This is a genomic window from Salidesulfovibrio brasiliensis JCM 12178, from assembly GCF_001311825.1.
Taxonomy (GTDB): domain Bacteria; phylum Desulfobacterota; class Desulfovibrionia; order Desulfovibrionales; family Desulfovibrionaceae; genus Pseudodesulfovibrio; species Pseudodesulfovibrio brasiliensis.
The window spans coordinates 1-20,506 of record NZ_BBCB01000004.1; the positions used below are offsets into that span (position 1 = coordinate 1).

Genomic DNA, 20,506 nt, shown 5'->3' on the forward strand with positions numbered 1-20,506 from the left:
CTCTTCCCTTCCCCTCAGACTCCCCATCCCATCACCCCTCCGCAAAATCTTTTGGCTGGGCGTTGCCCACGCTGATGGACCATTGTCCGGGCAAGGGCACCAGTCGGTTTGAGCGTTGGTCTGGTTAAGACAGTGTCCCTTCGTGGATTTCAGAACTCTTGGTTGGACGCGAAGCTCAGGCAAGGCCAAAGAGCATGCACACCGCGAAACCGCGCCGCAAAACCAAATTCGACATCGCAATCAGGAGACTCTTTATCCCCCTCACAGCCTATCCTCATAAGGCTTCTCAACACCATACCGTAACCATCGCCACCCGACTCCGCCGGACAGAAGAGGCCGCTGCGGGGACTGTCACGAAGTGCAGTTCTCGCAGCGGCCTCTTCTGTCCGGCAACCCAGGGATTGCAAAGGGGATTATCCCCTTTGCCGGGGTGCAGGGGCAGCGCCCTGCCCGCCGGAGGCATTAAAAAACCATCCCTACCCTTTCTTGGCGATCTTTGCCCAGCTGTCGCGCAGGGTTGCGGTTCGGTTGAAGACGAGCTTGTCGCCGGGTTTGTGGTCCTTGGCATCGGCGATGAAATAACCGGTGCGTTCGAACTGGAAGTGGGTTCCGGGCTGCATGTCGGCCAGCGCGGGTTCAACCCAACATTCGGTGCGAACTTCCTTGGAGTCGGGGTTGATGCAGTCGAGGAAGGTTTTGTCGCCGCCGGGATTGCCGGGGTTTTCCTCGGTGAAGAGGCGGTCGTAGAGGCGCACTTCGGCTTTGGCCGCGTGGCGGGCACTGACCCAGTGCATGGTGCCTTTGACCTTGCGGCCGTCGTCGGACCAGCCGCCCTTGGTGGCGGGGTCGTAGGTGGCGCGGATCTCGGTGATGTTGCCTTCGGCGTCTTTCTCGAAACCGGTGCAGGTCACATAGTAGGCGAAGCGCAGGCGCACTTCGCGACCGACGGACATGCGGAAGAACTTCTTGGGCGCGTCTTCCATGAAGTCTGCGCGCTCAATGTAGAGTTCACGGCAGAACGGCACCTTGCGGGTGCCCACGGACTCGTCTTCGGGGTGCAGGGGCATTTCGAAGACGTCTTCCTGATCTTCGGGGTAATTCTCGATGATGAGTTTGACGGGGTGGAGCACGCCGAGATAGCGCGGGGCGCGTTCGTTGAGGTCCTGACGCACGCAGTGTTCGAGCAGGGCGAAATCGACCATGGAGTCGGCCTTGGCCACGCCGATGCGGTCGCAGAAGTCGCGGATGGACTCGGGGGTGTAGCCGCGGCGTCTGAAGCCGGAGATGGTCGGCATGCGGGGGTCGTCCCAGCCGTCCACGTGGCCTTCCTGCACGAGCTGGATGAGCTTGCGCTTGGAAAGCACGGTGCCGGAGATGTTCAGGCGGGCGAACTCGTACTGATAGGGGCGCTCCTGCGGTGTTGCGCCGCCGCCGGTTACTGCGGTTGTGTCGTCGCCGCAGGCTCCGCTTCCTATGCATTCGATGAGGGCGTCGAGCACCCAGTCGTAGAGCGGGCGGTTGTTTTCGAATTCGAGGGTGCAGATGGAATGCGTAATGCCTTCGAAGTAGTCCGAGAGGCAGTGCGCGAAGTCGTACATGGGGTAGATGCACCATGCGTCACCGGTACGGTGGTGATCGGCGTGCTTGATGCGGTAGAGCGTGGGGTCGCGCAGGACCACGTTGGGCGCGGCCATGTCGATCTTGGCACGCAGGACGCGCTCGCCGTCGCCGAAATCGCCGTCGCGCATTTTGCGGAACAGCTCAAGGTTTTCTTCGGGCGTACGGTCGCGGTACGGGGAGTTCTTGCCCGGCTCCTTGAGGGTTCCGCGATACTCGCGAATCTCCTCGGCGCTCAGGTCGTCGACATAGGCCTTTCCGGCGCGAATGAAGAGTTCTGCCACTGCGTAGAAGCGCTCAAAGTAGTCGGAGGCGAAGAACTCGTTCTCTTTCCAGTCAAAGCCGAGCCAGTGGACGTCTTCCTTGATGGAGTCCACATACTCGGTGTCTTCCTTGACCGGGTTGGTGTCATCGAAGCGCAGGTTGCACCGGCCGTTGTAATCTTCTGCGATGCCGAAGTTCAGGCAGATGGACTTGGCGTGGCCGATGTGCAGGTACCCGTTGGGTTCGGGGGGGAACCGCGTCTGGACGCGGTCGCCGTACTTGCCGGTCTCGAGGTCCTTGTCGATGATCTGCCGGACAAAATCCTTGCCCTTTTCGGGTGCTTCGGGCTGGTTGCTCATGCGCTCTCCTGAAAAGCTCGTTGTTCTGCGTGAAATATCGGGGAAAACCGCCGTGGGGCGGGGAGATTCCGTTGCCCCGTGGATACGGGAAAACACCGTGTTGGTCAATGATGATGCGGGTTGCAGCCAAAGCCCGAAAGAGTTAGGGGGTGCTGCAAGAACGAACCAAGGAGTTTTCAATGACACTTTTCACCATAGACGAAAGCCTGTGCGCCCGGGACGGCCTATGCGCTCGGGAATGTCCCGTGTCGTGCATCGACTGGGAAAAGGGCGGCCTGCCTGCGGAGAACGAGCGTACCGCCTCGCGCTGCATCGACTGCGGCCACTGCATGGCGGTCTGCCCCAAGGGCGCGTTGCAGCTCACCACGTTCGGCAACCCGGCACGAGCATATTCAAGAAAGGATTTACCTTCTCCGGAGCAGGCGGAACTGCTGCTCGCCTCCCGCCGTTCGGTGCGGGAATATCGTGACGACCCGGTGGACCGCGACACGTTGACCCGCCTGCTGGACATCTCGGAATACGCACCTTCCGGGCACAACGCCCGCGTCGTGGACTGGAGCGTTGCCGACTCCCGCGAGAAGGTCGAGGCGGTGTGCGAATCTGTGGTTGAATGGATGGACATCGAGGTCAAGGCCAAGTCCGAAAAATCTCGCAAATACTTCCTGCCGGGACTTTTGCGGGCGTGGCGGCGCGGCAACGACCTCATCAGCCGGGGTGCGCCCGCGCTGGCGGTCTGTCATGCACCGGACGCCGGGGCCACACCGCTTGAGGATGCGGTCATCGCGCTCACCTACCTTGAGCTTGCCGCGCACTCCCACGGCCTCGGCGCGTGCTGGGGCGGACTCATAAACTTCGCCTGCGAAGGCCACGCCCCGCTTCGGGATATGCTCGGCGTTCCCGAAGGTAGCACCGTTCACGGCGTTCTGATGATCGGCCGCCCGAAGGTACGTTACTCGGCCGTGCCGCCACGACACCCCGCCGGAATCCATTGGCTTTAGCCGCACCATCAAGGGCCGCCCTTCGGGGCGGCCCTTTTTCTGTGCCATTATTTTTCACCAACCCGATACAGAAAATCATTCAGCAATATGCTTCCGTCGATTATTCATTGATGCATAACCGGAGAAAACACGACCGCACATCATGAAGCAGTATTGCAGATACACCCACACTCCCGAATTGGGCCCTGCCTTTCACCTCACCACATCCCCGATGCTCTGCTTCCGGGTGAACGAGGACGGCAGTCGCGGGAACATTCTTGCCATCAACGAAGCCTTCGAAAAACGCTACGGATACTCGATTGAGCAGGCCTGCGAGATGACCGTTGTGGATCTCGTTGCCCCGGAGTACCGGGTTGACTTACTGCCGCTTGATATCCGTTTCAGCGCTGACAGCATCCGCTCTTTCGAGACCATTCACGTGCTCGCTGACGGGACCCGGGTCAACGTCGCCGTACGGGCCAATCTTCTTGAAGACAGCGGACTCCACTACGTTCTCTACGCCATTACCATCCTAGGCGAAAGCGGGAAAAAGGATCAGAGCAGCAGCAACTTCGAAAGGCGCGTTCGACTTCGCACCCGAGAGCTTGAAGACGTCAACCAGACCCTTCGCGACAAGAACAGCGAACTGCATCGCCGGGAGATGCTTTTCGAGAGCGCACAGGAACTTGGCGGGCTCGGCAGTTGGTCATACAATTTCAGCACCGAAGAGCAGCTGTGCTCGCATGAGGTGTATCGCATCCTCGGCCTGCCGGAGGATACGCACCTCAGCCCTTCGCTCTTGCTGGACATGGTCCCGGAAGAGCAACGAAAGACCGTGTTGCAGGGGTTCAAACGCAGCCTGCAAACACGCGAGCCGACCGACATCCGGGTGTCCGTCGACGCGGGGGACGGACTTCGCAAGGACATCCACGTCCGGGGAATCGTGGAACAGGACTCCTTTGGCAGGCAAATGGAAATCCACGGATTCATCCGTGACCTCTCCGCCGAAGTGGAGCGTTCATCGCGGGCCCGGCTGGGTGAGGACATCTTCCGGTCCATCTTCCTGAGCAGCACCTCGGTAATGCTTATCATCGACGCGGACAGCAAGCAGATCGTCCGGGCGAACGAGGCCGCATGCAGGTTCTACGGCTACTCCCGTCAGCAGCTCGAAGGCATGCACATCACCTTCATCAACACCATGTCCAACGAGGAAATATGCAGGCGCATGACGCAGGCGAAAAAGCAGAAGCAGAACCATTTTTCCTTTATCCACCGCCTGAGCAACGGCGAGGAACGCGATGTAGAGGTCTACTCGGGGCCCGTGAACATGCTGGGCAAAAACGTGCTCTACTCCATCGTCATTGACGTCACCGAAAAACGCCGGGCCGAAGAAGCGCTTCTTCAGGCAAAGGCGGACGCGGAGCGGGCCAGCCATGCAAAGAGCCAGTTCCTTGCAAACATGAGCCACGAAATCCGGACCCCGCTCAACGGGGTGCTGGGCATGCTCCAACTCTTGCGGCAGACCGTAAAGAGACCTGAGGAGATAGGCTATGTGGACACCGCGCTGGACTCGGGCCGCAACCTGTTAAGACTCATCTCGGACATCCTCGACCTCTCGCGGGTGGAGGCCGGACGAATGGACGTGGACCGCGTCCGATTCGACATGAACGAACTGCTCCAGCGGGCCGTGGAGCTGTTCCGGCGCACTGCGGAAGAAAAGAATCTCACTCTCCGGCTCCGCACTCACAAGGACCTCCCGCCCTACGCCCATGGAGACGAGGTCAGAATCCGGCAGATTCTGTTCAACCTCATCGGCAACGCCATCAAGTTCACCCATGTGGGCGGCGTGTCGATATGGGTCGAAGTCATCCGGGACGGCAAGGGCCCCCTTCTGCTGTTCACTGTGGAGGACTCGGGGATTGGCATCCCGCCGGAAATGCTGGACGAAATCTTCAGCCCTTTCACGCAGGCAGACAACTCGCACACCCGGAAATATCAAGGATCGGGCCTTGGCCTCAGCATCGTCCAGCGGCTGGCGCATCTCCTTGGCGGAACACTCAGCGTTGAATCCGAGCCCGGTGAAGGCACCAGCATCGCATTTACCGTCCGAATAGACCTGCCCGAGGAGGACAGGAAGCGACCCCCAAAAAGCAGAAAGCATGTCAATGTGGAGCGCAAGACCCTGAACGTCCTGCTTGTGGAAGATGAACGCGTCAACCGCATCACTGCCCAGCGGATGCTTGAAAAAGCCGGGCATCAGGTCATCTGCGCGGAAAACGGGGAGCAGGCCCTGACCATGCTCAACGAAAACTGTGTGGATTGCGTGCTCATGGACATCCAGATGCCGGTGATGGACGGCGTGGAAGCCCTGCGGCACATCCGGGACGGCAAGACCACGGCGTCGCCCAAGATACCGATCATCGCCCTCACGGCCCATGCCATGGCCGGAGACCGTGAACGGCTGCTGGGCGAGGGCATGAACGCATACCTGACCAAGCCGATCTCGGCCGTGGAACTGCTCCGCACCGTGGACGAGTTCGGCAACGCCCCGTCCAACGGCAGCAGAAGCTAGGACTGCTTCCAGTACGGAGAGGACATGTCCTCAAACGCGCTCATGGCCGCGATGGACCCTTCGGCGATGGCCGTGACAATCTGCTGCAACCCGCCGGTGATGTCTCCGGCTGCGTACACCCTCGGGATACTGGTTCGCATCCTGCCGTCCACCTTCACGAAACCGCCCCCGTCCATGTTGAGGCCGATCATCTGCGCAAGCGCGTTGCCGGGCTCCTGCCCCACGGCCACGAACACGCCGTCCACGGCCATCTCGTCCGTGGCGTCGTCAAGCACGTTTCGCAGCTTGAGGGTCGTCACCTGACCGTCCTCGCCCACGACCTCTTCCACCACGGTGTTCCAGACCACCGGAATGGCCTGCTCCTCCAGCGATTCGACAAGCGCCTTCTGCGCCCGGAAAGTGTCGCGGCGGTGAATCACGGTCACGTCCGCGCCGAGCTTGGCAAGGTGCAGGGCATCGGTCAGCGCGGTATTGCCGCCACCGACCACGGCCACCTTGCGCCCTTTGTAGATGTACCCGTCACAGGACGCGCAAAAACTCACGCCGTTTCCGTAAAACTCGTCCTCGCCGGGGATGCCCAGTTTGCGGTACACCGCCCCGGTGGTCAGGATGACGCTCTTGCAGAGGTAGGTCCGACGGTCGGTGAGCACCTCGATATTGCGGCCAATCTTGATTTCTTCTACAGACTCGCTCTCGTGAACATTCACGTATTCACGGGCGTGCTGGGACATGATGTCCATGAGCTGCATTCCCGGCACGGAAGGGAATCCGGGATAGTTCTCCACATTCGGCGTCAGAGCCACCTGACCGCCCACGATGCCTTTCTCCAGCACCACGGCGCTCAACCCGGCGCGCTCTGCGTAAATTCCTGCGGTCAGCCCGGCAGGCCCGGCACCCACAATGACCAGATCGACCTCTTCCGCATGATCATGCGAGTGGTCATGTCTGGCCATGAGCTCGGACGCGTCCTGAAGCGTCACCAGTTCCGCCACGAATCGTTCCTCGGGGAACAGGCCGTCCATGCGATGTTCGCCATCGTTCACAACGGTCAGCGGCACCCCGCCCACGTTGTGTTTGCGGGCAAGCGCCTCGTTCTCGCCCGTCTCGATGCAGCGGGCGCTCACAAGCCCCGGCTTTTCGATGGCGCACTTGATGGCGGAGATGACCTGCCCCGGGCAGTACGGACAGGTGGGGCTGACGAAAACGTCCACCGAGCGAGGCTGGTCCAGTTCCGCAAGGATGCCCCGCGAATCCTCGGACAGGCCGCTCTGTCGCAGGGAAACAAGCATGATTGCGGTGATAAAGGACTGGCCCTCTTCGCCCAGCGGCGCACCCTGAAACCGGATGTCATACTCGTCGGGGTTGACCAGCAGCGTGGGCGAGGCGTCAACGCCGCGTTCCCGGGCCTTGTCCGAGTCGAGCTCGTACTGGTCAAAGGATATTTTTCCGCCGAGCCGGGAGAGATCGCGCAGGAACCGGACCGCGTATTCATTGAAATCCGGGTTCATGTCCTTGCTGGTGAAGACCTCGAAATGCACGTCGTACCGCATCTTCTCGAAATGTTCGGACAGATGCTTTCGGGACTCCTCAGGCAAAAGCCACTCTTCTTCCACCTTGCTGCTCTTGAAAAGATCCATGATTCCCACCGGCTAGTCCTTTTTATACCGATAGCCCATGACGCGGTCGAGGGCCTCCTGAACCTTTTCGGGGTTCATGAGTTCCGCAAACCCGCGCGCTGCGCTTTCCACGTCAATGACCTTTTCCTTCTGGGTCACGACCAGCGTGGGACGCCCCTTGGCGTCGCGCGCATACCAGAGCTTTCGCCGCACCACCGAGTCCTCCTCGGTAAGCAGTTGTGCGCCAGACTGGCCGAAGAAGCTCCCCGCAAAACGGTACTCGTGCTCGTGCCACTTGTAGAGAACGTCCTCATTTTCCGGCAATTGACCGTCCACCTTGGCGGTCCAGTCGCATTCTTCGAATATCTTTCTGAGTTTGGACATTTCATGCCTCCGTGCAAAAGTGAGAATCAGATGCATTCTGGCACAAAACCCCTTCGGCGAAAAGGGTGGATGCGTGCAAAATGTCACTGCAAATCATAAAAAAAGGGAGCCGCCCAAAACGACTCCCCTGATTGCCCTATCGCCAGCAACGCTACTTAACAAGCGCGGTGCATTTGACCTCGACCACGCCGCCCAGCGGCAGCCCGGCCACTTCGATGGCCGCCCGCGCGGGTTTGTGCTCGGAGAAGTATTCGGCGTATATTTCGTTGAACTCCTTGAAGCGGGCCATGTCGGTCAGGAAGACCTCCACCACCAACACCTTGTCAATGCCGGACCCTGCGGCGTCGAGGATGGCCTTCAGGTTCTCCATGGCCTGCACGGCCTGGGCCCTGAAGCCTTCTGCCAGCTTGCCTTCGGACGGGACCAAGCCGAGCTGTCCGCTCACGAAGACCATGCCGCCAGCTACGGTTGCCTGCGAATACGGGCCGACTGCTGCCGGGGCCGCTTCGGTATGAACGATTTCAATGCTCATGGCATTCTCCTTTTGATCGTATGGGTTCTATGTGGGCGTTCCCCACAGGTACGTATCACAGAAACGCGCCGAAAGTCTGCGCGTCAGTTGCACAAGAATGGCGGTCAGCAGCATGGCGAACGCAAGACGCCCCCAGAGCGCCCCCGAGATGTGGGCCCCCATGAGCAAAATGAGCAGCGTGTCCTCGATGAGCGCGTGCGCTATGCCCATGAAGGTCAGGGAGTAGAAGACATCCTCCTTGCCCAGGTTGCCGCTGCGCGTCTCCTTGATAATCAGCCCGGAACCGTAGGTGATGCCCAGCGTGAGGCCGATGACCGTAATGGCCGAGGCCTTTGGACCGATGCCGATGAGACGAAGCACCGGCTGCAGCAGCCTGTTCAGCAGATCAATCACGCCGATGGCCGAGAGAAGACGCATCATGACCATCAGGGTGAGGATGATCAGGAAGATGTATCCGAGATTCTTGAGCTCGCCCCACGCCCACTGCATGATGGTCGGGTCGGCCTTTCGGGTGGCCTCCACAAGCATTACCGCCGGTTCGGTAAGCACGCCGCTGGCGGAATAGGCCGCGTGCAGCGCCCAGCCGAGCACCAGTGCTCCGACGATGCGGATGACACTTTGGAACATGACCTTCGGGCCGGACTTTCTGGCCACGGCAGCCTCCAGCGGCACAGCATGCGCCACCAACATGAGCACGCCCAGCACGGTGGCCTGCGCCTGCGTCAACACCATGTCGGGCCAGAGCGAGATGGCCACCACCAGCGCGGTGTAGATGTTGTTGACCATGGCGAACGCCCACACCAGCCCGGCCTCGGCGGGCAGGCCGACCACCGCCATGAGCGGCTTGATGGGCATGGCCACGTATCGGATGAGGTCGAACTCCTGCAGCAGCTTGACCCCGATGAGGATGGGCACCATGACCTTGTAGAGATCGATGGCCGTCATCACGGCGTCGCGAAGTATACTGCGGACGAATTCGAGCGTTTTTTTCAAGAAAATTCATGCGACTCTCCAGTATTGCCGGGCAACTCTAGGAGATATCGCAAAAAAAAGAAAAGCGCACGCTGCCTCCAGCAGCATACGCAAAGGGGCGCTCCGGTTTCCCGGAACGCCCCTTTTCGAGCATCTTGTAAAGCCCCCGTGCGAATCTAGCCGCGTCGGTGGTAGAGTCCCTGATTGCTCTGAACGTAGCCCGCTCCGGCGCTGTAGCCCTTGAACTGGCGGCTGGTGTTTCGCACCTTGCCAAGTTCGCTCTGCAGCGAGCCCTTGAGCTTCCGGGCCTCGTCCACGATGGCATCAAGCTGTTTCCTGATCTCGTTGAGCTTGTCGGCATTGGCGGTTCTGGCGCTGTCGTCCAGCGAGGCAAACGCCTCGTTCATGGCTTTTTCCCGACGGGAAGCAATGTCCGCAGCAGCGTCCACGTTCCCTTCCCGAAGGCGATCAAGCTCTTCCCGTCCGAGCGCAAGGGTCTCATCCATGAGGCGGCAGGAATCGGTCATCACTACCCCTTGTATTCGCGGATGTCTTCACGCAGGTTGGCGATGACCTTCTTCCACAGCTCCACAGTGGGCAGGAAGTCATACTCCAGCAGGTCGGCCAACAGAATCCAGTCTTCGTTTTCCAGCACGTCCGACATTTCGGAGAACAGGTCGCTCATGACCGTCGAGGCCTTGGTGTATTCGACGTTATCCTTGAGCGAGTATTCGTCACGAAGCATGGAGACCATGTTCAGGAAGTGACGGGTGACGTCCAGCAGGTCCTGATAGGTTTCCAGCGCCTCGGCGTCGTCCGCGCGGCGGAACTGCTCGGAAACGCCCTCGGCACCCTTGGCCATCAGGTTCACGACCTTGTAGAGCTCCCGGGTAATCTCCACTGCCATGGAGTCGAAAGGAACGGTCTTGATCTCGATGGTCTCCACGTCGGACATCTCGATGTCTTCGGACTGGTTGGGATAGATTTCGCTGTAGGGTTCCTCGTTCAGGTAAACGTCGGTCACCACGCGGTTATCGAGGCGACCGTCTTCCACGACTTTGCTGAACACCTGTTCGAGGTTGTCGAAATTCTGATTTTCGAGTTCATACGGCTGTCCGTCAATAACGATCATGCTTGTATCCTCCTGAGTGATTGGGGGCTAAAAATTATTCCGCATAAAAGATGTCGACACTTCTTGATTCAAGATCGGTGCCAAATTCCTAGAGGCATTTGGCCAGCGCCTTGAGCAGGGCGTGGTAGCGGACGATGAGGCCGGACACAGCCTGCAGGTCGCGGCCATACTGATGCGCCTCGAACGTCCACAGGGCACCGAGCACATCGAACAATTCATCCTTCTGTAATACATGATTAAAACGCTCCCACCCGGCAAGAAACTTGGACTTGAGCGCCTCACGCGGATCATGGGCGAGGAGCTCGGCCTGACGGGCCAGCAGGAAGAGCATGTCAACACCGTCATTGATGGTGGCGAGAAGCCTCTCCCGGTCCTGCCCGGAAAGTCTTTCACACTGCGTTTCAATGCCTTCAAAGGGCGCTCCGTCAAGGAACCGACGGTAGGCTTCACGCTGGATTTCAATCCATCGGGCACGGAATCCGTCGCCGTGTCCCGACAGCGATTCAAGGCGCATGAGCCCGTCCTCGCCAAAGACCGTCCGCCATGCCCTTGCGCCGGGGAATTCGCCTGAAGCAAGACCCATGGCGGCCATGATGGCGCTGTCCATGGCCTCGACGCTCACGCTGTGGCGACACGCCTCGTCATGTGGGCAGCTCTGACCGAAGGTGCAGGGGTGGCAGTCCATGTCCGGTTCAAGACAGACCGCACCAGTGCGATACGGTCCGGTGTCCCACGGCTGGGCTGTGGCCAGAAAAACCGAGGCGATGGGCGTTCCCATGCCCGCAGCCAGATGCATGGTTCCGGTATCGTTGGTCACAAGCCCTTTGCAGCGGGTCAGCAACGCCGCCAGAACCGGCAGAGACGTAACACCCTGAACGGAAAGCGCGGGATACCCTGCGCCGTTCATGATTCGTTCGCCAAGGTGCGCCTCGGACTTGGTGCCAAGTATGACCGGCACCAGCCGCTCACGTTCCCAAAGGCTTTTTCCGAGCTTGCGGAAGCTGCCCACCGGCCAACGGCGACGCTCCTCGCTCGCTCCGGGCTGAAAGGCAATGTAGCCGCGCATCTCCTCGGGAGCACACCCTTCAAGCAGAGCATCGGCCTCGGCCAGCGCGTCAGGCGCCGGATCGGCAAGCTTCAGGTCGCAGCCCGACTCGGCAAGACCCGCAGTGCGCCGGAAAAGGTCGCAGACGTTGAAGGGACTGGCTCCGCGATTACCGCCCGCAGCCTGAAGAAAAGCGGCCCACGGAGTGGTATCCGCGTTGAAGCCGTGGCTGTCGATGCCGAATCCCTGCACGGGCGCGCCAAAACTCAGCTTCCTTGCCAGCAGACGTGACGACACCGAAGGCGTCAGGTTCACCACCAGATCGGGGGCAAAGGCCCGCGCCTCTTCGGACAGGTCTTCGGAGATCTGCACCGCTTCCCGCCAGTTGGTATCCAGCGCGGCAAGAATGCGCGCCCCGGAAAATGACAGCACCGCATCCACATTCCGCAACAGCCCGGCGGCAAAGGCGAAATTCTCCACACAGACAAGCCCGACGCGGGCCCCCTGCTCATGGAATCCGGTAATGACCGGCTGGGTTTGCAGCAGGTCGCCGAAGCGGGTCAGGTTGATTATCAGTACGTTCACGGCAAAGTCTCCCTTTGGCCGAGGCGTCGGAAACGCGACGGTCCGAGGACGGACTTGCATGATCGGGGCCAACGGAAGGGGGGCGATTAGAGCGCTGACCCGGCCTGCACCAGCCGCACCAGCTTCTCGGCGGCGCGGATGGCGTCCTTGAGGCGAGCCTTTTCGTCCGGCCCGAGGGTGCCGGGGTCTACACGACAATGGGGCGGCAGCCCTTCCCGGGCCAGTTCCAGCCCCTTGGCAAGCCGCACGCCCTGCAGATGGTCCCATGCGGCAAGGAGCGCGTCACCATGCCTGTTGCCAACGTGTCCGGCCTCGGCCAGCGCGCGCAGGCGGTCGCAGGTGTTGCTGTGGGGCAAGCCGTGCTTGAGGGCGAGGATACGGGCGGCGTTGGTGATGTGGGCGAGCACGGAGTGCTTGATGTCCAGCGTCCCGGCGTGCGGGCCGCTCTTTTCCGTGATGAATGACCCGAACAGACTGAGCGGCAAGCGGTAGTCGGTCAATTCATCGGCGAGACGGGCGATGGCCATGGGCCGGGCCTTGACGTAATCGCGAATCCTGCCGAGCAGGGCCAGCGCTTCACCGGAGGGGCCGTAAACGGGCAGAAAGTCCAGAAACAGCCCGGACTGCCACGGTCCTTTTTCACCGGGATTGGAGAGCCAGCCCGAGAGCCGTTCCAGCCACTCCTCGGAGTCGCCGCGCCATTCCGGGTTGCTTATCATGACCCCGCCGGGACAGAGCGGGATGCCCGCACCGTCGAGCGCTACCACTATTTCCTGTGCCGCCTGATCCAGATCGTCGGGATCGGGGTCGCCCCGCACGATGAGTCCGTTGTCCTGATCCGACCCGATAACGTGCTCATCGCGGCCGCCGGAGCCGAATTCGAGGAAGGTGCACTCCCTGAGCCACGGAAAGTCGCGCTCGTGCGCTTCAAGCACCGCGAGCGTCACCGAACGGTTGAAGGCGGTCAAACGGCGGCAGACAGTCTCGGCGTCCGGCTCGCGTTCCAGCCACTCCTCCACGAGATCAAGCCGCACGGCCCGAAGGCCGCGAAGTCGCCCCTCGGAGGCCATGACCCGAAGCTCGTCCACGGGAAACGGCAAGGCATTTTCACCCGAAAAACCGTTCACTCGCCCTCCTCTACCGCCTGTCTTCGCCCCTATCCGAGGCAGAAACGCCGCTTTCCGATCGGAAAACATGCCGTTCACCTGCGCATATCTCCCGTTCACCGAGTGTGCAGGAAACCAATCCCGTTCGTCGGCATGTTTCACGCCGTTCACCACATAGAGCATGCACGTACACTACCCTTACCGTAAAACAGGGACATCGTGAAACCCGAACAAGGGGGAAAAAAACTATGTCCAGCTCCAATGAAACAGTCAAACCAATCGGAACCGCCATCGACCGCATCCGTCGCAGGCAGCTGTCTCTGGCACTCAACATCGGCATACCGTATTTCGCGGCAATCATCGGCATGTTCCTCGTCGTGTATCTGGCGGGACCGTCCGTGGCCGCAGTGAACATCATGGGTTTCCCCCTGCATTACTGGCTGGTGGCCGTCGCCGTCTACCCCATCACCTGGGCCCTTTTCATCTGGTACGTGGGCAAAGCCAATCGCATGGAAGACGACATCGAACAGGAGGACATATAAATGCAAGCCGGATATGAAATCCCGATCACCGCGCTGGTCCTCATCGGCCTGATGCTGGCGTTCACAGTGTTACCACGTGGATGTTCAGAATCCAGAAAACCTCGGCCGACTATTACCTTGCCGGACGCAAGGTCAACAGCTTCATCAACGCCTCGGCCATTTCGAGCGATTACCTGTCCGCAGCGTCCTTCCTCGGCGTCGCGGGCGTGGCCTTCCTCTTCGGCTTCGACGGCATCATCTACGCCCTTGGCTTCTTTACCGGGTACATCGCCCTGCTGCTCTTTCTGGCAAGCCCGCTCAGGAAGTTCGGCCGGTACACGGTTCCCGACTTCGTCTCCGAGCGTTTCCATTCCAAAACCGCCCGCATCCTCGGCGTCATCGGCGTGCTTTTCGTCTCGCTGTTCTACATGGCTCCGCAGCTGCTCGGCGCGGGCAAGGTCATGGGCCTGCTGCTCGGCATGGAGTACCGCTCCGCCATCGTGGCCATCTCCATCATCATCACGGTCTACGTGGCCGTCGGCGGCATGAAGGGCACCACCATCAACCAGCTCGTGCAGTTCTGGATCCTCTTCGGAGCCATGTTCCTGCTGGCCTTCATCCCGTTCGTCATGAAGGGATACAGCTACACCGACGTGGTCAACTTCATCTCGTCCTTCAAGGGCACCGCCCCCGGCGGCAAGGTCTTTGACGGGGCGGCGTACACATCGCCAGCCTACTGGCTGACCAACCTCAAGGACACCATGAGCCTGCTGCTGGCCCTGATGTTCGGAACCGCGGGCCTGCCGCACATCCTCGTGCGCTTCTACACCGCGCCCGACGGCAAGGCTGCCCGCCGCACCGTCATCTACGTCCTGCTGCTCATCGGCATGTTCTACATCCTCAGCCCGTACGTCGGTCACGTGATCCGCTTCGCGTACCTGCAGGGCGAGCAGCTCGGTATCAGCCCGCACCTCATGCAGTGGCTCGCCGAGAACGGTAAGAACCTCGCGGTTCCGGTCGGCGGCTCCTACTTCGGCGGCCAGATCCTGCTCGGCATCGTCGTGGCCGGGGCCTTTGCGGCCATCCTGTCCACGGTGGCGGGCCTCATCATCGCCTGCGCCGGAGCAATCGGGCATGACCTCGTGGTCAACGTCTTCAACCCGAACATGCCGGAACGCACCCGCGTGACCATCGCCCGCATCGCCTCCCTCGGCATCGGCCTGCTCGGCATCCCGCTCGGCTTCATGGTCGAGAACATGCAGATCGCCATCCTCGTCGGACTGGCCTTCGCCATCGCGGCATCCACCTTCTTCCCCGTGCTCGTCATGGGCGTCTGGTGGCCGAAGATGACCCGCGCCGGAGCCATCGCCGGTCTCATCACCGGCATTGTCGGCTCCTTCGCCATGATCCTCGGCAAGGGAATGCTGCCCACGGTGCTGCAGTTCAAGAACCCCGGCGGATTCGTCATGATCCTGACCTTCGCGGCAATCTACATCGCCTCCAAGATGGAAATCGCCTCCAAGGGTGAAGACGCCCTGCCGCACGACATCGAGGAAGTCATGACCATCCTCCACGGACCCGAAAAGGCATAGGCGGCCCCAATCCCCCGACCTCGAAGGCCCCCGGTTCGCAAACCGGGGGCCTTTTCAATCCCCCCTGACCATAATCGCGCGGCTTGCAAAGCGGTTCCCCGTGACGTAGCGTCCCCGGCACACGCACAAAAGGAACTCCCATGCTCTTCGACTACACACCGGTCCACTGGGCCACGTTCTTCACCGCCGCCTTTCTGCTCAACATCTCGCCCGGACCGGACATGGCCTTCATTCTGGGCCAGACCGCAAAGGGCGGCCCGCGTGCGGGGTTCTCCGCCATGTTCGGCATCTGGAGCGGAGCCTTCATGCACGTGCTTTTCGCGGCGCTCGGTCTTTCGGCAATCCTCGCCACTTCCGCCACGGCCTTTTCCGTGGTCAAGTGGGCCGGAGCCCTCTACCTTGTCTGGCTCGGTATTCAGGCCCTGCGCTCCGGCGGCTCAATCTGCAAAACAGAAGAAACCGGCGCACCCATGTGCCTGAAGAGCATCTTCAAGCAGGGCGTGTTCGTTTCCGTACTCAACCCGAAAGTGGCGGTGTTCTTTCTGGCGTTCCTGCCCCAATTCGTTGAGCCGGGGGCAGGCCCGGCCGGACCGCAGCTTTTCCTGCACGGCCTTCTCATCATCGTGGTGGCCGGACTCATTGAGCCGCCGCTGGTCCTCATTGGCGGCAGGCTCACCGAGGCGCTGAAAAGCAACGTCCGCGTCAGCCGCTGGATGGACAGGGGGCTCGGTGCCCTTTTCATCGGCCTCGGCATCAAGCTTGCCACCAGCGACCGCTTCTAGCCTCCCGCAACAGGCCACACGACGGGCATTGCGCTTCGCCGGGATGTGATCTACCGTTTTTCCGGGAGACATCGCCTCGCGCCGAAACGCGCCCGATGCCCTGCCTCTCTCGCCCTCCGGACATCGAAAGCGCATCAGCCACCCGCAACGGCAACGCCGGACCGGTCCGGGAGCATTTCGTACAACCAGACACCGTCCCGGCAGGACCTGAAATCCTGCCACACGGGGCAAAGCGAAGACGACATGCAAGAGATTCACAAGTACATCCAAGGATTCAACGACTTCCGCGAGGAATACTTCTGCTGCGAAAACTCTCCGTTCGAGATCCTTCGCAAAGGACAGGAACCCAAGACCATGGTGATTGCCTGCAGCGACTCCCGCACCGACCCGTCGCTCCTGCTGCAGTGCGGCCCCGGAGAGATTTTCGTGGTCCGAAACGTGGCCAATATTGTCCCGCCCTATGAGACCAAGGCGGGGTATCACGGGGTATCCTCGGCCATCGAATACGCGGTCAAGGCGCTCAAGGTGGAGAACATCATCGTGCTCGGCCACAGCGACTGCGGCGGCATCGGCGCGCTGATGCGAAACGACGAGGTCAACGAAACCGAGTTCGTGGGCAACTGGCTCTCCATGCTGCACGACGTGCGTGAGGACGTGCTTGACCATTTCGGCGAGGTAAGCCCCCGCTCGTGCAAGGCCTGCGAGATGTCCGGGGTGCTCGCCTCCGTGCGTAACCTCATGACCTTCCCGTGGATTGCCGAACGCGTGGACTCGGGCGATCTGCATCTTCACGCGTGGTACTTCGACATGACCACCGGCCAGCTTCGCGGCTATGACCGCGATGGACAGAAATTCAAGACCCTTGAAATGCCGGTCCCCGGGGGGGCCACCCCCGGCGGCGACTAGCCCCGGGACGGGCTTTGCTTGACACTCCGGCGTCCAATACCTACTTAAGGACCCCACAAAGACAACACCCAAGGAGCTGTTTTAATGAGCTACGACATCAAACTCGCCAAGCTCGTGACCGGCGAGACGGTCATCGGCAAGGACGAGGACGGAAAAATCAAGGAACCGGCCATCATCCAGACCGTGCCCAGCCAGCAGGGCGTGCAGATCATGATCCTGCCCTACGGCTACCCCTTCGAACAGGAGATGGGCGGCGAGATCGAGGGCGAGCACGTCATTTACACCTATGAAAAGTGCCCTGAAGAGCTGAAGACCAAGTACATCGAAGCCGTGTCCAACCTGACCATCGCCTCCGGTGCCACGCTGGACAACCTTGGCGGCGCGGGCGGTTCCGGCGGCGCAGGCGGCTCCGGCCTCATCCTGTAGCATCCCGCACACACCGAAATTCACTGAGGCGGTTTCGAGCGGAAACCGCCTCTTTTTCCCCACAGGACACACACATGAAGGAACTCCTGCCCCTGCTTCCCCGCCCCACCCGCTACCTCGGGTCGGAATGGGGAGTGGTCAAGAAAGACCCCGAAGCCGTTCGCGTGCGCATCGCCGTCGGCTTTCCCGACCTGTACGAAGTGGGCATGTCCTACCTCGGACAGCGCATCCTGCTGCATCAGGTCAACCGGTGCGAGGGGTTCCTTGCCGAACGTGTCTACACCCCCTGCGAGGAGACGGCGGCGCTGCTCAGGGAAAAAGGCGTGCCCCTTGCCACCCTCGAGACCGACACCCCGCTGACCGAGGTGGACGCGCTCTCCTTCAGCCTGACCCATGAGCTTTGCTACACCAACGTGCTCTGGATGCTCGACCTCGCGGGCATCCCCCGGCGCACGGCCGACCGCGACGAGTCGCACCCGCTCATCGTGGCCGGAGGCGGCGCGTGCTTCAATGCCGAGCCGCTGGCCCCGTTCATCGACGTCATGATGATCGGCGACGGCGAAGAGGCCGTGGTCACCCTCATGGAGGAGCTGGACCGCGCCAAACGCGACGGCCTCTCCCGGCACGAACTGCTGCACGCGCTCATCAAACACCCCGGCTTCTACGTTCCGTCTTTTTTTGAGGATCAGGGTCCGGACAAACCGCTCAAGCCGCTTGTTGAGGGGTACGAAACCGTGGAGAAGGCCGTGGTCGAGGACCTCGACAGCGTCGGCTTCCCCACCCTGCAACCCATCTCCTTCGGCCAAGCCGTCCACGACAGGCTCACTGTGGAGATAGCGCGCGGCTGCACGCGCGGTTGCCGTTTCTGCCAGGCGGGCATGATCTACCGGCCCGTGCGCGAACGCAGCCTCGACGAGCTCAACCGCGTCATCTTCGACGGCCTTGCCGAGACCGGCTACGAGGAAACGAGCTTCCTGTCCCTGTCCACCGGAGACTTTTCCGCGCTGGACTCGCTCTTCAGCCACTCATTCGACCGCTGCGCCGCCGAACAGATTTCCATTGCCCTGCCCTCGCTACGGGTCGGCTCGCTTTCCGGGCCGATCATGGAGCGCATCTCCACCATCCGCCGCACCGGGGCCACCCTCGCGCCGGAAGCAGGCAGCCAGCGACTGCGCGACGCCATCAACAAAGGCGTCGACGAGCAGGGACTTCTCGACCACGTACTGATGCTCTTTGAAAACGGCTGGCAGTCCGTGAAGCTCTATTTCATGATCGGCCTGCCCACCGAGACCGACGAGGACCTCGACGCCATCCTCGACCTCTGCCTCAAGGTGCGCGACGCCGCAGGCAGGCACATCAAGCGGTTGCAGGTCACGGCCGCGGTCTCGCCCTTCGTGCCCAAGCCGCAGACCCCGTTCCAGTGGGACGCGCAGATCACACTGGACGAGATCGAACGCCGCATCGACCATCTGCGGGCCATTTTCCGGCCCCACAAGCGCGTCCGGCTGAGATTTCACATCCCCCGAATGACCTTCCTCGAAGGCATCTTCTCACGCGGTGACCGAAGACTGGCCGACGTGCTGGAGATCGCCACGGACAAGGGCGCGCTCTTTTCCAGTTGGAAAGACAAGCTCGACCTGCAGCCGTACATGGAGGCAATGGAAGCGTGCGGACTCGACCCGCTGCAGTACACCGGCCCGCGTGATCCGGAAGGGCCGCTGCCGTGGGACCACCTCAGCGCAGGGCTGACCAAGCGGTTCCTGCTCAAGGAGCGCGAGCGCGCACTCTCCGGCAAGATCACCGGTGACTGCCGCTACGAGGTTTGCCGCAACTGCGGGGTCTGCAATCACGACAACCGCCGCAGCATCCTTACGTCCCAGACGGAGTCCATGGACATCCACCCGCGCATGATCAACGAATCCCGCGATCAGGAAGGGGAACAACCGCCGTTCAGCGTGGAAAAACCGGACCTGACCATCAAGGGCGGCCATTACCGGCTGTGGTTTGAAAAAACCGGCCCCGCCGCCTATCTGAGCCAGCTCGAATTGCAGAGCGTTTTCGAGCGCGCCATGCGCCGGGCCGAGTTGCCCCTGACGTTCTCGGGCGGGTTCCACCCCATGCCGAGGCTTTCCTTTGGCCGCGCCCTCCCTGTCGGGGTTTACAGCCGATGCGAATGGCTGAACCTTTTTCTTCGGGAAGAATGGGAACCGGTGGACCTCATCAAGCGCCTCGCCCCGCAGATGCCGGAAGGATTCCGTCTGCTCAAGGCGGACGTGCTCGGCATGGGCAAGAAACAGCCCCAGCAGGTGGAAGAAGTCTTCGAAATCGCTTTCATCAACCGGGCTGACGAACTGCGCGAGCAATGGAAGGCGTTCAGGGAATCATCCGACTTGATGATCGAACGGACCAACAAGAAGGGCAAGGTCAAGCAAGTGAACCTGCGAGCTTTCGTTTCGGAAGTGGAAGATACCGACGAAGGCGTGCGGCTGGTTTTCGACTGGCGCAACGGCTACATGAGCCCCCTGCGACTGGCGCAGGAAGTCATGCCCGGCGCGACGCTGGTGGACTTTTGCATGACCAAGACCGCCCAGCGTTTCTGATCGGTCCCCGCGTTACTCCACTGTAACCGGCTGGCGCTGGTATTCCTCGGGTTCCTGTCCGGGACGGGCGATCTTGATGACCACCTCGGTCTCGCCCGTCTTCACGGCGCGGAACAGATAGTTGCGCGAGCCGAAATCGCCCATCAGGCCGGACTCCGGTTTCTGATCGTAAACCTTCACGAGATCCAGCACTGCAGGGTCGAACACCGTTCCGGAAAAAACATACCCCCCGCTGCCCGGGTCGCGCACGACCAGACGCAGGTATTCCCCCTGTTCCAGGTCGATGGGCTCGGGCGCGTCGCCGTATCCCAGCTCCTCCACCACTGCATCCACGTCTGATCCGGAAAACATGCCGCAACCGGACGAGAATGCGAAAAAAACAAGCATCAGCGTCAAAAACCAGACTTTGGGAAAACGGCCCGTATATTTCATTGTTAAACCGTCACGAATTTGTTGTTAAACATCCACTTAAAGTGTATGTAGGGAAGCGCTTTCAGGGACGAATCAGCCGACCGGTT

18 protein-coding genes are annotated in these 20,506 nt (G+C 61.1%); 8 read left to right on the forward strand and 10 right to left on the reverse strand.

Translation table 11 applies throughout. The features are described 5' to 3' along the window. Positions 1–476: 476 nt before the first annotated feature. Positions 477–2,240, reverse strand: a complete 1,764-nt coding sequence (locus JCM12178_RS02590) for a glutamine--tRNA ligase/YqeY domain fusion protein (protein WP_054648505.1) — start codon at positions 2,238–2,240, stop codon at positions 477–479. 179 nt (positions 2,241–2,419) lie between these two features. Here JCM12178_RS02590 and JCM12178_RS02595 point away from each other — a divergent pair, with 179 nt between their 5' ends. Together JCM12178_RS02595 and JCM12178_RS02600 are read left to right on the forward strand one after the other, a co-directional pair. Further along, positions 2,420–3,238, forward strand: coding sequence for a nitroreductase family protein (locus tag JCM12178_RS02595; protein WP_054648507.1), 819 nt, complete (start codon positions 2,420–2,422; stop codon positions 3,236–3,238). 142 nt (positions 3,239–3,380) lie between these two features. Beyond that, positions 3,381–5,789 (forward strand): ATP-binding protein, encoded by a 2,409-nt coding sequence (locus JCM12178_RS02600; protein ID WP_054648510.1) that lies wholly within the window; start codon positions 3,381–3,383, stop codon positions 5,787–5,789. Here JCM12178_RS02600 and JCM12178_RS02605 read toward each other — a convergent pair. The 8 genes from JCM12178_RS02605 to JCM12178_RS02640 all read right to left on the reverse strand — a co-directional run bounded on the left by JCM12178_RS02605 (position 5,786) and on the right by JCM12178_RS02640 (position 13,182). Beyond that, positions 5,786–7,426: an FAD-dependent oxidoreductase gene (locus tag JCM12178_RS02605; protein WP_054648631.1), complete on the reverse strand. Its 1,641-nt coding sequence runs from the start codon at positions 7,424–7,426 to the stop codon at positions 5,786–5,788. The two genes, JCM12178_RS02600 and JCM12178_RS02605, sit on opposite strands and share 4 nt — an antisense overlap. Before the next feature lie 12 nt (positions 7,427–7,438). Continuing rightward, positions 7,439–7,789, reverse strand: coding sequence for a hypothetical protein (locus tag JCM12178_RS02610; protein WP_054648512.1), 351 nt, complete (start codon positions 7,787–7,789; stop codon positions 7,439–7,441). A 151-nt stretch (positions 7,790–7,940) separates the two neighbouring features. Continuing rightward, entirely contained in the window at positions 7,941–8,321 is a 381-nt protein-coding gene (locus JCM12178_RS02615) for a Rid family detoxifying hydrolase (RefSeq protein ID WP_054648514.1), read from the reverse strand. 27 nt (positions 8,322–8,348) lie between these two features. Continuing rightward, entirely contained in the window at positions 8,349–9,314 is a 966-nt protein-coding gene (locus JCM12178_RS02620; RefSeq protein ID WP_369404450.1) for a nucleoside recognition domain-containing protein, read from the reverse strand. 155 nt (positions 9,315–9,469) lie between these two features. Further along, positions 9,470–9,820, reverse strand: a complete 351-nt coding sequence (fliT, locus tag JCM12178_RS02625; RefSeq protein ID WP_054648516.1) for a flagellar protein FliT — start codon at positions 9,818–9,820, stop codon at positions 9,470–9,472. Between the two features lie 2 nt (positions 9,821–9,822). Then, on the reverse strand, positions 9,823–10,425 hold the full coding sequence (locus JCM12178_RS02630; protein WP_054648518.1) for a DUF8043 domain-containing protein: 603 nt from the start codon (positions 10,423–10,425) through the stop codon (positions 9,823–9,825). Positions 10,426–10,513: 88 nt separating this feature from the next. Continuing rightward, entirely contained in the window at positions 10,514–12,055 is a 1,542-nt protein-coding gene (locus JCM12178_RS02635; protein ID WP_054648519.1) for a glycosyltransferase family 9 protein, read from the reverse strand. 86 nt (positions 12,056–12,141) lie between these two features. Next, on the reverse strand, positions 12,142–13,182 hold the full coding sequence (locus tag JCM12178_RS02640) for a putative nucleotidyltransferase substrate binding domain-containing protein (protein WP_054648521.1): 1,041 nt from the start codon (positions 13,180–13,182) through the stop codon (positions 12,142–12,144). 227 nt (positions 13,183–13,409) lie between these two features. Between JCM12178_RS02640 and JCM12178_RS02645 the strand changes: the two genes are divergently transcribed. From JCM12178_RS02645 to JCM12178_RS02670, 6 genes are all read left to right on the forward strand, one after another. Further along, positions 13,410–13,703: a sodium/substrate symporter small subunit gene (locus JCM12178_RS02645; protein ID WP_054648524.1), complete on the forward strand. Its 294-nt coding sequence runs from the start codon at positions 13,410–13,412 to the stop codon at positions 13,701–13,703. Between the two features lie 80 nt (positions 13,704–13,783). Next, complete coding sequence (locus JCM12178_RS02650) at positions 13,784–15,274, forward strand: sodium/solute symporter (protein ID WP_245628575.1); 1,491 nt, start codon at positions 13,784–13,786, stop codon at positions 15,272–15,274. A gap of 140 nt (positions 15,275–15,414) precedes the next feature. Continuing rightward, positions 15,415–16,056, forward strand: coding sequence for a LysE family translocator (locus JCM12178_RS02655; protein WP_054648526.1), 642 nt, complete (start codon positions 15,415–15,417; stop codon positions 16,054–16,056). A gap of 243 nt (positions 16,057–16,299) precedes the next feature. Next, positions 16,300–16,962, forward strand: coding sequence for a carbonic anhydrase (locus JCM12178_RS02660; RefSeq protein WP_054648528.1), 663 nt, complete (start codon positions 16,300–16,302; stop codon positions 16,960–16,962). An 84-nt stretch (positions 16,963–17,046) separates the two neighbouring features. Further along, positions 17,047–17,388 (forward strand): hypothetical protein, encoded by a 342-nt coding sequence (locus tag JCM12178_RS02665; protein WP_054648530.1) that lies wholly within the window; start codon positions 17,047–17,049, stop codon positions 17,386–17,388. A gap of 74 nt (positions 17,389–17,462) precedes the next feature. Next, positions 17,463–19,988 (forward strand): TIGR03960 family B12-binding radical SAM protein, encoded by a 2,526-nt coding sequence (locus JCM12178_RS02670; RefSeq protein WP_054648532.1) that lies wholly within the window; start codon positions 17,463–17,465, stop codon positions 19,986–19,988. Between the two features lie 12 nt (positions 19,989–20,000). On the opposite strand, the gene JCM12178_RS02675 is transcribed toward JCM12178_RS02670, so the two are convergent. Further along, positions 20,001–20,339 (reverse strand): protease inhibitor I42 family protein, encoded by a 339-nt coding sequence (locus JCM12178_RS02675; RefSeq protein WP_172677059.1) that lies wholly within the window; start codon positions 20,337–20,339, stop codon positions 20,001–20,003. Between the last annotated feature and the right edge of the window lie 167 nt (positions 20,340–20,506).